The organism is Streptomyces mirabilis (genome assembly GCF_018310535.1).
Lineage (GTDB): Bacteria > Actinomycetota > Actinomycetes > Streptomycetales > Streptomycetaceae > Streptomyces.
This window is the reverse complement of record NZ_CP074102.1, coordinates 6675813-6689371: the sequence shown is the minus strand read 5'-3', so window position 1 is coordinate 6689371 and position 13559 is coordinate 6675813. Positions and strand designations below refer to the sequence as shown.

Below are 13559 nucleotides of genomic sequence, written 5' to 3'. Positions count from 1 at the left end.
TGACCCACGCGCGTCCGCGCCTACCGGCCGCGCAGCTCCCGGTACTTCGCGACGAGCGCCTTCGTCGACTCGTCCAGGCCAGGCACTTCCGCACCCTCGGTCAGCGCGGGTTCGACCCGCTTGGCGAGGACCTTGCCGAGCTCGACACCCCACTGGTCGAAGGAGTCGATGTTCCAGACCGCTCCCTGGACGAACACCTTGTGCTCGTAGAGGGCGACCAACTGGCCGAGCACCGACGGCGACAGCTCCCTCGCGAGAATCGTCGTCGTCGGGTGGTTGCCCTTGAACGTCTTGTGCGGGACCAGTTCCTCGGCCACGCCCTCGGCGCGCACCTCGTCCGGCGTCTTGCCGAAGGCGAGGGCCTGGGTCTGCGCGAAGAAGTTCGCCATCAGCAGGTCGTGCTGGGCGACCAGACCCGGCAGCAGATCGGCGACCGGCTCGGCGAAGCCGATGAAGTCCGCCGGGATCAGCTTCGTGCCCTGGTGGATGAGCTGGTAGTAAGCGTGTTGCCCATTGGTACCGGGCGTCCCCCACACGACCGGGCCGGTCTCCCACTCCACGTCGTGCCCGTCGCGCTCCACGGACTTGCCGTTGGACTCCATGTCCAGCTGTTGCAGATACGCCGTGAACTTCGAAAGGTAGTGCGAGTACGGCAGCACCGCATGCGACTGGGCGTTGTGGAAGTTGCCGTACCAGATACCCAACAGGCCCATCAGCAGCGGCACATTGGTCTCGACGGGCGCGGTGCGGAAGTGCTCGTCGACGAGGTGGAACCCGTCGAGCATCTCCCGGAAGCGGTCCGGCCCGATCGCGATCATCAGGGACAGACCGATCGCGGAGTCGTACGAGTACCGTCCGCCGACCCAGTCCCAGAACTCGAACATGTTGGCCGTGTCGATACCGAAGTCGGCGACCTTCTCGGCATTGGTCGACAGCGCCACGAAGTGCTTGGCCACGGCCTCCTGACCGGCCTTCAGCTCGGTGAGCAGCCAGTCGCGCGCGGAGGTCGCGTTGGTGATCGTCTCGATGGTGGTGAACGTCTTCGAGGCGATGATGAACAGTGTCTCGGCCGGGTCGAGGTCGCGGACGGCCTCGTGCAGGTCGGCGCCGTCCACGTTCGACACGAAGCGGACCGTGAGGTCGCGGTCGGTGAAGGAGCGCAGCACCTCGTAGGCCATCGCCGGGCCGAGGTCGGAGCCGCCGATACCGATGTTCACGACGTTCTTGATGCGCTTGCCGGTGTGGCCGGTCCACTCGCCGGAGCGGACCCGCTCGGCGAAGTCGGCCATCTTGTCGAGCACGGCGTGCACGCCAGGGACGACGTTCTCCCCGTCGACCTCGATCACCGCGTCGCGCGGGGCACGCAGCGCCACGTGGAGCACGGCCCGGTTCTCGGTGACGTTGATCTTCTCGCCGCGGAACATGGCGTCCCGCAGCCCGAAGACGTCGGTCGCCGCTGCCAGCTCGCGCAGCAGCCGCAGCGTCTCGTCGGCGACCAGGTGCTTGGAGTAGTCGACGTGCAGATCGCCGACCTGAAGGGTGTACCCCGTTCCGCGCCCGGGGTCGGTTGCGAACAGGTCCCGCAGATGGGTCTCCGCGAGCTCCTCGCGGTGCTTGGCCAGAGCGGTCCACTCGGGCGTCTGGTTGAGCCTGGCACGGCTGTCTGCGTTCATCTCTGGCTTCCGCCTTCTTTCCTGCGTGTGCTGCTGCTTGCCTCGCCCCACTGCCGGTCCCAACCTAATTGATCAGGGCTTGACGTGAGCTGTCGTAGCGCCGTCGTCCGGCTCAACAACAGATACGTCCGGCAGATGCGCGGGTATCAGCGAGATGACGGCGAGCCCGAAGAGGACGGCCGCGAACAGCGCGGGCCCGTTCAGCCCGTAGGCACCCGCCACGGTGCCGCCGAGCAGGGCGCCGAGCGGGGCCCCGGAGGTGGAGGCGGTGCGGAACGCGGAGCTGACGCGGCCCACCATGACTGCCGGGCTGCGCTGCTGCATCAGCGTGACCTGGTTGACGTTCCACACCATGCCCATCAGTCCGAGCAGTGCCATGCCCACGAGGAGTGCACCCAGATGGCGGACGGTGCCGAGGAGTACCAGGGCCGCCGTCTGGACGCATCCGCACAGGAACAGGCTCCGCACCCGTCCGATCCGGCGCGCGATCCACTGGGCCGGCACTCCCCCGGCCAGGGATCCGGCCGAGTAGGCCGTCATCGCGGCCGCGAAGCCCACGTTTCCCGCGTGCAGCCAGCCGGTCACGTGCAGGACCAGGGTGGCGATCAGGGCCCCCATGCCGATGTTGCACAGCAGTGTGGCCGTGCAGACCGCGCGCAGCACCCTGTCGTGCCACAGGGTGCGCACTCCTTCGGCCACCTCCGCCCGCAGGGTGCTCCCGGCGGGCCGGGGCTCCCGCTCGGGCGCCCGGATCCGCAGGGAGGCCACGAGGGCCGCGGCCAGCAGATAAGTGAGTGCGTCGGCCGCGAACGGCGCGGCGGCCCCGAGGGTGAGCAGCACCGGCACGAAGGGGCCGGCCAGGAAACCGCCGGCGAACTGCTGGCCGGTCATCAGCCGGGCATTGGCGCCGCCCAGGGCCTCTTTGTCCACCAGAGAGGGCAGCAGGGCCGTGGACGCGTTGTCGAACAGCGTCTGGAGGGTGGTCAGGGCGAAGGCGAGCATGATCAGCAGGCCGATCGTGGCGTGGCCGAGCCCGACGGCGAGGGCGAAGCAGGCCACCAGCCCGCCGCGCACGATGTCGACGGCCCACATCGCCCGCCGCTGGTCCACCCGGTCCGCGACCGCGCCGCCCAGCAGCCCGAAGAAGAGCCAGGGGAGGTAGCCACAGGCCGTGACAGAGGCGATGACGAGCGGATCGTCCGTGAGCCGCACGGCGAGCAGCGGCAGCGCTGCGGTGCGCAGGGCGTCCCCGAAACGCGACACCACCGCCGCGCTCCACAGGCGCCCGAAGCCCCCGCGCCACGCGGGTGCCCGCACCCCCGCCGCCTCGACCGTCGTCACAACGCCCCCTCTGGTTCCGTCACTTCAAGAACCGTAGAGGGCACCACTGACAATCGGCTCGCGGCAGCGCCGCGGGCGCTCCGCAACCGGGTCGGCACGACGGTGCGCCCCGGCGGTGCGCCCGTGCGCGACCCGGCGTACGAAACACATCCGGCCAGGCACCTCGGTGCCCGGCCGGTTCTCAACCCCTAGATTTCGCCCCGCAGTTTGGCGAGCGCCTCGGCGAGGATCGCCTCGCCGTCCGCGTCGCTGCGCCGCTCCCGTACGTACGCGAGGTGCGTCTTGTACGGCTCGGTGCGCGGCGGGTCCGGCGGGTTGTCCTGGTCCTGCCCGGCGGGAAAGCCGCAGCGCGGACAGTCCCAGGTCTCGGGAACCTGCGCGTCGCTGGCGAAGCTGGGCACCGTCTCGTGCCCATTGGAGCACCAGAAGGAGATGCGCAGCCGCGGCGCGGACTCGCCGCGCTCGGCCTCGCCCATCGGCCCCGCCCCGACCCGGCTTCCTCGGATCGCGTTGCCACTTGCCACGGTCGTAACTCCCTGCGTGATGGTGCCGCGAAGCGAGTCGGCGTGACGCTTCGCTGCGAGCGCCTCAGTCTACGTAAGGCCCAACGCGCGTCCAGTGATTGGAGTTACACCCCGGCCCCTAGACGCAAGCCCCATGATAGGCCGCGCCTGGGGGCGCGTACCGGACATGGGGCCTTACGTGCGGATTGTGCTTGCGTAATGTGCAGTTGTGCTGCTGTACCGATGCCGGTCGGTGATCAGTTGTTGACCTTCATCAGGATGCCGAGCACGACAATGGACGCGAACCAGAGCAGACCGATCACCACGGTGATGCGGTCGAGGTTGCGCTCGGCGACCGAGGAGCCACCGACGGACGACTGCATGCCGCCACCGAACATGTCGGAGAGACCGCCGCCCTTCCCCTTGTGCATCAGCACCAGCAGCATCAGCAGCAGGCTGAAGACGATCAGGGCGATCGAGAACCCCAAAACCACGGCTGGACCAACTTCCTCGGAACTGAATGGACGACGGGGGCCGAAGCCTACTGGGTGAGCACCTCAAGCCCACTCCGAAGGCCACGACCCCCGCAAGGGTACGACGAATCGCCGCTAGCGCATACTTACTGGTCGCGGAAGCGGACGATCTTGACGAACTCGTCGGCGTCCAGAGAGGCGCCGCCGACCAGGGCGCCGTCGATGTCGGGCTTCGCCATGATCTCCGCGACATTGCCGGACTTCACGGAGCCGCCGTACTGGATACGGACCTGGTCGGCCACTTCCTGGGAGTACAGCTCGGCCAGCCGGGCGCGGATCGCCGCGCAGACCTCCTGGGCGTCGTCGGAGCCGCAGACCTTGCCGGTGCCGATGGCCCAGACCGGCTCGTACGCGATCACGATCGACTCGGCCTGCTCGGCCGGGACGTCCTTGAGACCCCCGTCGACCTGGGAGAGCGTGTGCGCGACGTGGTTGCCCGCCTCCCGGACGTCCAGCTCCTCGCCGACGCACAGGATCGGGGTCAGACCGTGCTTGAAGGCGGCCTTGACCTTGGCGTTGACGATCTCGTCGGTCTCGTTGTGGTACTGCCGGCGCTCGGAGTGGCCGATCGCCACATACGTGCACTTCAGCTTGGACAGCATCGGGCCCGAGATCTCTCCGGTGTAGGCACCGGAGTCCTGCGCCGAGAGGTCCTGCGCGCCGTACTTGATCTTGAGCTTGTCACCGTCGACCAGGGTCTGCACGGAGCGCAGGTCGGTGAAGGGCGGCAGGACGGCGACCTCACAGGCCTCGTAGTCCTTGTCGGCCAGGGCGAAGGCGAGCTTCTGGACGTGCGCGATGGCCTCGAGGTGGTTGAGGTTCATCTTCCAGTTGCCTGCCATCAGCGGCATACGGGTCGTCATGCGGGGTCAGTCCTCCAGTGCGGCGAGGCCGGGGAGCGTCTTGCCCTCGAGGTATTCGAGGGAGGCGCCGCCACCGGTCGAGATGTGACCGAATGCCTTCTCGTCGAAGCCCAGGATGCGGACGGCCGCGGCGGAGTCGCCACCGCCGACGACCGTGAAGGCCGGGGATTCGACGAGGGCCTGGGCGACCGCCTTGGTGCCCTCGGCGTAGTCGGGGTGCTCGAAGACGCCCATCGGACCGTTCCAGAAGACGGTGGCCGCGTCGGCGAGCTTCGAGGCGTACAGCTTGCGGGTCTCCGGACCGATGTCCAGGCCCTCCTGGTCGGCCGGGATGGCGTCCGCGGCGACGGTGGTCGGGTTGGCGGGGGCCTTGGTCTTGAGGTCCGGGAACTCCGGAGCGACCAGGACGTCGACGGGGAGGACTAGCTCGACGCCGTTCTTCTCCGCGCGGTCCATGTACTCCTTGACGGCCGGAACCTGGTCCTCCTGGAGGAGGGAGATGCCGACCTCGTACCCCTTGGCCTTGAGGAAGGTGTACGCCATGCCGCCGCCGATGAGCAGACGGTCGGCCTTGCCGAGCAGCTGGTCGATGACGGCGAGCTTGTCGGAGACCTTGGCGCCGCCGAGCGCGACGACGTAGGGGCGCTTGACGTCCTCGGTGAGCTTCTTCAGGACGTTGACCTCGGTGGCGATGAGGTAGCCCGCGTAGTGCGGAAGGCGCGCCGGGAGGTCGTACACGGAGGCGTGCTTGCGGTGCACGGCACCGAAACCGTCGCCTACGTAGACATCGGCCAGGGCGGCGAGCTGGTCGGCGAACTCGCCGCGCTCGGTGTCGTCCTTGGACGTCTCACCCGGGTTGAAGCGCAGGTTCTCGATCACGGCGACCTGGCCGGGCTGGAGGCCGTTCACGGCGTCGTGGGCGGCGGGGCCGACGGTGTCCTGGGCGAACGCCACGGGGGCGCCGAGCAGTTCACCGAGACGCTCGGCGGGCTGCAGCAGGGAGAACGCCGGGTCCGGGGCGCCCTTGGGGCGGCCCAGGTGCGAGGCGACGACCACCTTGGCGCCCGCTTCGGCGAGGGCCTTGATGGTGGGCAGGACGGCGCGGATACGGCCGTCGTCGGTGATGAGGCCGTCGGCCAGCGGCACGTTCAGGTCGGCGCGGACGAAGACCCGCTTGCCGTCCACGCCTTCGGTGAGAAGTTCGTCGATCGTCTTCATGAAGGGACTCCTAGGAGGGCTCTGTGTTGTCCGGGAGGGCTGATCGATCCGTGCACAGAGCAGGGCTCGGACAACGCGGCTGTGCGCTGCCCGAGCCCTGCTCTCACATCAGAGGTGCCTGCTCCGGGACTTAGAGCTGGCCGCCGACGAAGACCGTGAGGTCGACGAGGCGGTTGGAGTAGCCCCACTCGTTGTCGTACCAGCCGAGGATCTTCACCGAGTTGCCCTCCTGAACCATCGTCAGGGAGGAGTCGAAGGTGCAGGACGCCGGGTCGCCGACGATGTCCGAGGAGACGATCGGGTCCTCGGTGTACGACAGGTAGCCCTTGAGGTCGCCGTCGTCGGAGGCCTTCTTGAACGCGGCGTTGACCTCGTCCTTGGTGACCTCGCGCTGCAGCGTCACGACCAGGTCGGTGGCCGAGCCGGTCGGGACCGGGACGCGCATCGCGATGCCGTCGAGCTTGCCCTTGAGCTGCGGCAGGACCAGGGCGGTGGCCTTGGCGGCACCGGTCGTGGTCGGGATGATGTTCTCGGCGGCGGCGCGGGCGCGGCGCAGGTCCGAGTGCGGGAAGTCCAGGATGCGCTGGTCGTTCGTGTACGCGTGGACCGTCGTCATCAGGCCCTTGACGATGCCGAAGTTCTCGTCGAGCACCTTGGCCATCGGCGCCACACAGTTGGTGGTGCAGGAGGCGTTGGAGATGATGTGGTGCTGCGCCGGGTCGTACTTGTCCTGGTTGACGCCCATCACGATGGTGATGTCCTCGTCCTTGGCCGGAGCCGAGATCAGGACCTTCTTGGCGCCGCCCGCGATGTGCTTCTCGGCGTCGGCCTTCTTGGTGAAGATGCCGGTCGACTCGATGACGATGTCGACGCCCAGCTCGCCCCACGGGATGTCGGCGGGGTTGCGCTCGGAGAGCACCTTGATGGTGTGGCCGTCGACGGTGATCGTGTCGGCGGTGTGCGACACCTCGGCCTTGAGGCGGCCCAGGATGGTGTCGTACTTCAGCAGGTGAGCGGTGGTCGCGGTGTCACCCAGGTCGTTGACAGCCACGATCTCGATGTCAGCACCCTGCTCCAGCAGCGCGCGGAAGTAGTTACGACCGATGCGGCCAAAGCCGTTGATGCCTACGCGGATCGTCACGAACCGATCTCCTCGTTAGGTACGCCGACTCAGTGCCGGCGAGTTGTATGGGATGTCCCCGACCGCCTACGACCCTACCTCCCCGGGGCGTCTGCGGTGACATCGAGATACCCCATACACGGCAGGGTGTTCCGTACCCACCAGTAGGGGTACGGAACACCCTCGATGTTGACGAGATAGTCACACAGGGTTAGCTGTTCAGCGCCCCGAGCGCCTTCTTGATGAGGGCCGCACGGTCGGCCGCCGCGGTGACGTGCTCCAGGCCGAAGCCCAGCAGCACCGTGTCGTCCGTGGTGACTCCGCCGTACGTCTTGAACAGCTCTCCGTACCGCGCCCAGTCCTTGAGCACGGAGGGACTGCCCGGAGGCGGTCCGGAGGCGCTCCAGGGCCCGAGGGAGGTCTCGAAGCCCTCGGTCTCGGTGGCCGCCCCGCCGACGACGAGGGAGGCGTTGTCCGCGAGGACGCCGTGACCACCGGTGTTCGGGTCGGTGATGTAGCTCAGCGACACCTCGACCGACTTGCCGGCGTACGCGCTGAGGTCGAAGTTGACCTGCTGCCAGCCGCTGGAGGCGCCGGTGAAGCTGTTCCACGCCCCGCTGGTACCGGTGTTGGCGCAGCCGGTGGAACTCACCGTCAGGTACCGCTTGAGGAACGGGTGCTCCCTGACCAGGAATCCGGCCTCGCACTCCGCGGGGACCGCGGTGCTGGTGGCGCCGCCCGCCTCGGGGAGCGTCGTCCAGTCGTCGGCCCCGGTGGTGTGGGCCTCGAGCACGGCGTGGTCGTAGCCGGGCTCGGTGTCCCACAGGAGTTGGGTGCGCAGCGTCGGCTTGTCGGCGGCGCTGACACCGGTGAGGTCGATGGTCCGGGTGAGGCGCTTGTAGGCGTCGTCGGTGTGCACGGCGGCGGCCATGTACGAGCCCGCGTAGGGCCCGTACGGGTTGACCGTCCCGGCGAACTGACCCGCTCCCGCGCTCGACGCGAACTGCGGGTACTGCGCGGGCGCCAGTGAGTCCGAGGTGACGCCGTAGGTACCCGCCGTGTTCAGCGGATTGCCGGGCGCGTCGCCGAGCGCTCCCGTGAAGCCGGTGAGCTTTCCGGAGCCGGCGAATCCGTTGGCCCCCGGAGTGGACGTACGGGAGTAGGCACCCAGGTAGTACTGGCTGAAGTCGTTCGAAAGGGTGCCGCCGCCTAGGTCGACGTTGCCGCCGGCCTGCTCGCCCGCCTCGATCAGCTTGCCGCCCTCGTTGAGGAAGGCGCGCAGTTGGAGCTGGGTGGCGTTGCCCGGCCGTGCGGCGCCGGTGTAGTGGACGACCGTCTTGAAGTGGTCGAGCACGCCGAGCGCGTCGGGCGCGCCCAGGGCCGCCACGTCCCAGACGAGGGGCTTCTTGCCGTTGGCCTTCAAGGCATCGACGTAGGCCTGGGACTGCGTGGCGGTCGCGCCCTCCTCGGCGACGACCAGCGTGTCGGCACTGGGCCGCTGGGCCACGGTGTACGTGAAGTGCGTACTGGAGGTCTTCTTGCCGCTCCTGGTCTCACCGGTGAACCACACCTCGACCTTGTCGCCGGGGTCGCCGTCCTTCACCTCGGCGCGGTACTCGTCGAAGTAGAGGTTGTCCTTGCCGCCGTAGGTCTCGCCGCCCTTCCAGGCCTTGAGCGCCATGTCCAGCGTACGGCCGCCGTTGACGCGGTACTTGAGCTCCTTGTCGCGTACGGACTTGCGGACGACGACGGAGACCTCCTGGTCGGCGCCGCGGGAGTACGACGTCGTGAAGGGGGCCGGGGTGAAGTCGGGTGCGTCGAGGCCCACCGCGGACGACGGCTGGTCGGGGTGGGCCGCGGTCTCGGCGACGGAGAGCGCGAACGGGACGTTCTTCTCGAACTCCTGCTCGATCAGCTTCTCGTCGTCAGGGAAGGTGAAGACCGAGGCGCAGTCGGCCGCGTTCCAGGCGTCGTTCGGGTCGAGGTCCGAGGCGGTCTGACAGGTCGACATCTCGGGGGTGAACATCGCCATGCCGTTGACGTTGCCCGCGTGGCCGTCCGCCTCGCCGTTGGTCGTGTAGAGCTCCGAGGAGACCTGGGGGTGGTAGCCCGGGATCGCGGAGTGCTCGGGGGTTCCGGCGAGCGCCTTGTAGAGCACGTCGTCCGGGGTGGGCGTCGCCACCTGCCAGCCCACTCCGTAGAGGAGCAGTTCGGCGGCGGAGTGGTAGTTGATGCCGTACGTGAAACCGATCCGCTTCTCGAAGGCGTCGAGCGCCTTGGTCTCGGGCTCGGAGCCGGGGCTCGCGCCGCGGTAGGTCTCATTGGTGGGGTTGGGTGACGAACCCTCGTCGTCGTAGCCCCACTTGTAGGCGAAGTTGCGGTTGAGGTCGACACCGTCACCGGTGGAGATGACCCCGTCGCCGTTCACGTCCCGCAGGTTCTTGCGCCACTGGCGGGCGTCGGCGTCCTTGAACGTGTAGTCGTAGCCGTCGGGGTTGGCCGACAGGACGAACCACAGCTCGGTGGAGTCGACGATCTTCTTGATGCGTTTGTTCGTGGAGTAGTTGTCCAAGTAGTAGTGCATCAGACGCCGTGTCATCTCGGGCGTGATCCACTCGCGCGCGTGCTGGTTGGACATGTACAGCACGGACGGCTTGGAGCCGTCCTTGGTCTTCTTCGCGCCCTTGGTCAGTTTGAGCGCGAGGATGTCCTGGCCGTTGACCGTCTTGCCGATGGAGACGACCTTGGCGAGGTCGGGGTGGGCGGCGCCGGTCTTGACGATCTCCTCCTGGAGATTGCCCTTGCCGCTGTACGGGCGGAACACGCCCTGGGCCGCGCTCTCCACCCGCGCCTCGGCCTTGGCCGTCAAGGTGTGCTCGGTGAGGTGGACGCCCTGCTTCTCCAGCTTCTTGGCCTGCTGGTCGGTGACGTAGACCTCGACCGCGCTCTTGCCGTTCTTCCACGTCGTGTCGCCGAGTTCGTGGCCGTCCTGCCCGGCCGCGAGCAGCAGGGGTATCTGCTGCTTCGTGATCTCCGCGTGGAACACCTTCACGGCGTTCGCGTCGGGCTTGGGTGAACCGCCGTTCTGCGCCTGGGCGATGGGCGCCATGCCCGCACCGCCCAGCAGGAGCGCGCCCGTAGCGAGGATCGCTCTCGCTCTTCGTCTCATGAGCCCCCCTTGCGTGAGTCCGCCACAGCAGCGAACAGATGCCAGGCTCATGACACTTCATGGTCAAGTCAAGGGTGCCTCACAGGAACGCAAACGCCGGCGCCGATGTCCCAAGTGGGCATCGGCACCGGCGTGTTGGGCTTCTGGCGATCGGTCGGACCAGTCAGCCGGCGAGGTTGTCCGCCATTTCCTCGGTGAGGTTGGACTCCGTCCCGGGGATGCCGAGATCCTGGGCCCGCTTGTCGGCCATCGCGAGCAGCCGCCGGATACGGCCGGCGACGGCGTCCTTGGTCAGCGGCGGGTCGGCGAGCGCGCCCAGCTCCTCCAGGGAGGCCTGCTTGTGCTCCATGCGCAGCCGTCCGGCGGCCGCGAGGTGCTCGGGCACCTCGTCCGCGAGGATCTCCAGGGCGCGCTGCACACGGGCCCCGGCGGCGACGGCGGCACGGGCCGAGCGGCGCAGGTTGGCGTCGTCGAAGTTGGCGAGCCGGTTCGCCGTGGCGCGGACCTCGCGGCGCATCCGCCGCTCCTCCCAGGCCAGCACCGACTCGTGCGCTCCGAGGCGGGTGAGCAGCGCGCCGATCGCGTCTCCGTCACGGACGACCACGCGGTCCACGCCGCGCACCTCGCGGGCCTTCGCGGCGATCGAGAGCCGACGGGCGGCGCCGACGAGCGCGAGCGCGGCCTCCGGACCCGGGCAGGTCACCTCCAGGGAGGAGGAGCGGCCCGGCTCGGTGAGCGAGCCGTGCGCCAGGAAGGCCCCGCGCCAGGCAGCCTCGGCGTCGCAGGTGGCCCCCGAGACCACCTGCGGCGGGAGGCCCCGGATCGGGCGGCCACGACCGTCCACGAGCCCCGTCTGGCGGGCCAGCTGGTCGCCGCCCGCGACGACCCGTACGACATACCGGGAGCCGCGGCGCAGACCGCCGGGCGCCATCACGATCAGTTCGGAGCTGTGGCCGAAAATCTCCAGAATGTCCCGCTTCAGCCGGCGCGCCGCCATCGCGGTGTCCAGCTCCGCCTCGATCACAATCCGGCCGCTCACCAGGTGGAGGCCGCCGGCGAACCGCAGAATGGCGGAGACCTCCGCCTTTCTGCAGCAGGTCCGGGTGACGGGGAGCCGGGAAATTTCATCCTTCACCGCTGCCGTCATCGCCATGGGCCGATCCTTCCATGCATCCGAAAAATACGGTCGTACGCGGCGGCCAACAGCTCCGGGTCGTGCCGCGGAGATCCGTCGGTCCGGGCCACCGGCGCCAGCTCGACCGCGGCGCCGAACCGCTTGGCGGCGTCGGTGAGTGAGTCGCGATCGGGCACGGCAGCCTCGTCGGCCAGCACCACGTCCAGGGCGAGTTTAGGGGCGTGTCGTCCCAAAACCTCCAAATGACGCTGCGGAGAGAAGCCCTCGGTTTCTCCGGGCTGCGGGGCGAGGTTCAGGGAGAGTACCCGGCGCGCCTTCGTCTCGGTGAGCGCATCGAGGAGCTCGGGCACGAGAAGGTGAGGAATCACCGAGGAGAACCAGGAGCCGGGGCCAAGGACCACCCAGTCCGCGTCGAGGACCGCCGCCACGGCCTCGGGGACGGCCGGCGGGTCGGCGGGGACGACGTGCACGGACTGCACCTCGCCGGGGGTGAGGGCCACGGTCGCCTGTCCCCGTACCGTTTCCACGTCCTCGGGCCGTTCCGGGTCGTGCCCCTTGACCAGGGCCTGAAGCTCCAGGGGTACGGCGGACATGGGCAGCACCCGGCCGTGCGCGCCGAGGAGCCTGCCGACCAGGTCCAGGGCCTGGACATGGTCGCCGAGCTGTTCCCACAGGGCGACGATCAGCAGATTGCCGACCGCGTGCTCGTGCAGATCGCCCTGGGACTGGAAGCGGTGCTGGATGACGCGGGCCCAGGTCTGGCCCCAGTCGTCGTCGCCGCACAGCGCGGCCAGGGCCTTGCGCAGGTCGCCGGGCGGCAGCACGCCCAGCTCGTCGCGCAGGCGCCCGCTGGAACCGCCGTCGTCGGCCACGGTGACGACGGCGGTGAGGTCGCCGGTGATCCGGCGCAGCGCGGCGAGCGAGGCGGACAGCCCCATGCCGCCGCCGAGGGCGACGACCTTGGGCTGGGCACCGCGGCGGCGCGGCTTCCCGCCGCGCGCCTCGGCGGGCCTGTCGCCGCGTCCCTCGGAGGCGACCCGGCGCAGCCTGCTCAGCCGCAGAGCGGCACGTCCGGTCACTCGCGCCCCATGTCCCGGTGGACGACCACGGTCTCCACGCCCTGCGAGGCGAGGCGAGCGGCGAGCTTCTCGGAGGTCGCGACCGAACGGTGCTTGCCGCCGGTGCAGCCGACCGCGATGGTCACATAGCGCTTGCCCTCGCGGCGGTAGCCGGCGGCGATGAGCTGGAGCAGCTCGGTGTAGCGGTCGAGGAACTCCTTGGCGCCGGGCTGGTTGAAGACGTACGCCGACACCTCCTCGTTCAGGCCGGTGAAGGGGCGCAGCTCCGGTACCCAGTGCGGGTTGGGCAGGAAGCGCATGTCCACGACCAGGTCGGCGTCGACCGGAAGGCCGTACTTGAAGCCGAAGGACATGACGGTGGCCCGCAGCTCGGGCTCCTCCTCGCCTGCGAACTGGGCGTCCATCTTGGCGCGCAGCTCGTGCACGTTCAGGCTGGAGGTGTCGATGACCAGGTCGGCGTCGCCGCGCAGCTCACGCAGCAGCTCGCGCTCGGCGTCGATGCCGTCGACGATACGGCCGTCGCCCTGGAGGGGGTGGGGACGGCGCACGGACTCGAAGCGGCGCACCAGTGCCTCGTCGGAGGACTCCAGGAAAACGATCCGGCGGGTGACGTTCTTCGCCTCCAGGTCGGCGAGGGACTCACGGAGGTTGTCGAAGAAGCGGCGGCCCCGTACGTCGACGACGACCGCGATCCTCGCCACGTTGCCCTGCGAGCGGGCGCCGAGCTCCACCATCGTGGGGATCAGCGCGGGCGGCAGGTTGTCGACGACGAACCAGCCGAGGTCCTCCAGACACTTGGCGGCCGTCGACCGGCCCGCCCCGGACATCCCGGAGATGATCACCAGCTCGGGGATGGCGGCTTCGGGCACCGCGGGCGTCTCCATCGTCGTACCCCCCTGGGTCTCGTCGGCAGCCTGTGGTGCGG

At 69.1% G+C, this 13559-nt stretch carries 11 protein-coding genes; all 11 read right to left on the bottom strand.

The features are described 5' to 3' along the window. Positions 1-20 precede the first annotated feature (20 nt). The 11 genes from pgi to rapZ all read right to left on the bottom strand — a co-directional run bounded on the left by pgi (position 21) and on the right by rapZ (position 13518). The gene (gene pgi, locus SMIR_RS29480) at positions 21-1673 is read right to left on the bottom strand and encodes a glucose-6-phosphate isomerase (protein ID WP_168490463.1); all 1653 of its coding nucleotides are present in this window, start codon (positions 1671-1673) and stop codon (positions 21-23) included. 72 nt (positions 1674-1745) lie between these two features. Beyond that, positions 1746-3014: an MFS transporter gene (locus SMIR_RS29475; RefSeq protein WP_168490464.1), complete on the bottom strand. Its 1269-nt coding sequence runs from the start codon at positions 3012-3014 to the stop codon at positions 1746-1748. Positions 3015-3202: 188 nt separating this feature from the next. Continuing rightward, positions 3203-3538, bottom strand: coding sequence for an RNA polymerase-binding protein RbpA (locus SMIR_RS29470; RefSeq protein ID WP_075026247.1), 336 nt, complete (start codon positions 3536-3538; stop codon positions 3203-3205). Between the two features lie 236 nt (positions 3539-3774). Continuing rightward, positions 3775-4011, bottom strand: coding sequence for a preprotein translocase subunit SecG (secG, locus tag SMIR_RS29465; protein ID WP_006373292.1), 237 nt, complete (start codon positions 4009-4011; stop codon positions 3775-3777). A gap of 125 nt (positions 4012-4136) precedes the next feature. Beyond that, on the bottom strand, positions 4137-4913 hold the full coding sequence (gene tpiA / locus SMIR_RS29460; RefSeq protein WP_168490465.1) for a triose-phosphate isomerase: 777 nt from the start codon (positions 4911-4913) through the stop codon (positions 4137-4139). 6 nt (positions 4914-4919) lie between these two features. Further along, entirely contained in the window at positions 4920-6131 is a 1212-nt protein-coding gene (locus tag SMIR_RS29455) for a phosphoglycerate kinase (RefSeq protein ID WP_212727584.1), read from the bottom strand. A 130-nt stretch (positions 6132-6261) separates the two neighbouring features. Further along, the gene (gap, locus tag SMIR_RS29450) at positions 6262-7272 is read right to left on the bottom strand and encodes a type I glyceraldehyde-3-phosphate dehydrogenase (RefSeq protein WP_168490466.1); all 1011 of its coding nucleotides are present in this window, start codon (positions 7270-7272) and stop codon (positions 6262-6264) included. A gap of 190 nt (positions 7273-7462) precedes the next feature. Next, a complete protein-coding gene (locus SMIR_RS29445; protein WP_212727583.1) occupies positions 7463-10420 on the bottom strand; it encodes a M14 family metallopeptidase in 2958 nt (985 codons plus the stop codon). A gap of 163 nt (positions 10421-10583) precedes the next feature. After that, positions 10584-11573 (bottom strand): DNA-binding protein WhiA, encoded by a 990-nt coding sequence (gene whiA, locus SMIR_RS29440; protein ID WP_010987695.1) that lies wholly within the window; start codon positions 11571-11573, stop codon positions 10584-10586. Next, the gene (locus tag SMIR_RS29435; RefSeq protein ID WP_168490468.1) at positions 11564-12634 is read right to left on the bottom strand and encodes a gluconeogenesis factor YvcK family protein; all 1071 of its coding nucleotides are present in this window, start codon (positions 12632-12634) and stop codon (positions 11564-11566) included. Before SMIR_RS29435 ends, whiA begins: the two co-directional genes overlap by 10 nt. After that, positions 12631-13518, bottom strand: a complete 888-nt coding sequence (gene rapZ / locus SMIR_RS29430; protein ID WP_075026813.1) for an RNase adapter RapZ — start codon at positions 13516-13518, stop codon at positions 12631-12633. The genes SMIR_RS29435 and rapZ overlap by 4 nt, the downstream gene beginning before the upstream one ends. Positions 13519-13559 lie beyond the last annotated feature (41 nt).

Coding starts and splice junctions, on each gene's coding strand:
- rapZ (WP_075026813.1), bottom strand. CDS start 13,518: ATGGAGACGCCCGCGGTGCCCGAAGCCGCCATCCCCGAGCTGGTGATC.
- pgi (WP_168490463.1), bottom strand. CDS start 1,673: ATGAACGCAGACAGCCGTGCCAGGCTCAACCAGACGCCCGAGTGGACC.
- SMIR_RS29445 (WP_212727583.1), bottom strand. CDS start 10,420: ATGAGACGAAGAGCGAGAGCGATCCTCGCTACGGGCGCGCTCCTGCTG.
- whiA (WP_010987695.1), bottom strand. CDS start 11,573: ATGGCGATGACGGCAGCGGTGAAGGATGAAATTTCCCGGCTCCCCGTC.
- tpiA (WP_168490465.1), bottom strand. CDS start 4,913: ATGACGACCCGTATGCCGCTGATGGCAGGCAACTGGAAGATGAACCTC.
- SMIR_RS29455 (WP_212727584.1), bottom strand. CDS start 6,131: ATGAAGACGATCGACGAACTTCTCACCGAAGGCGTGGACGGCAAGCGG.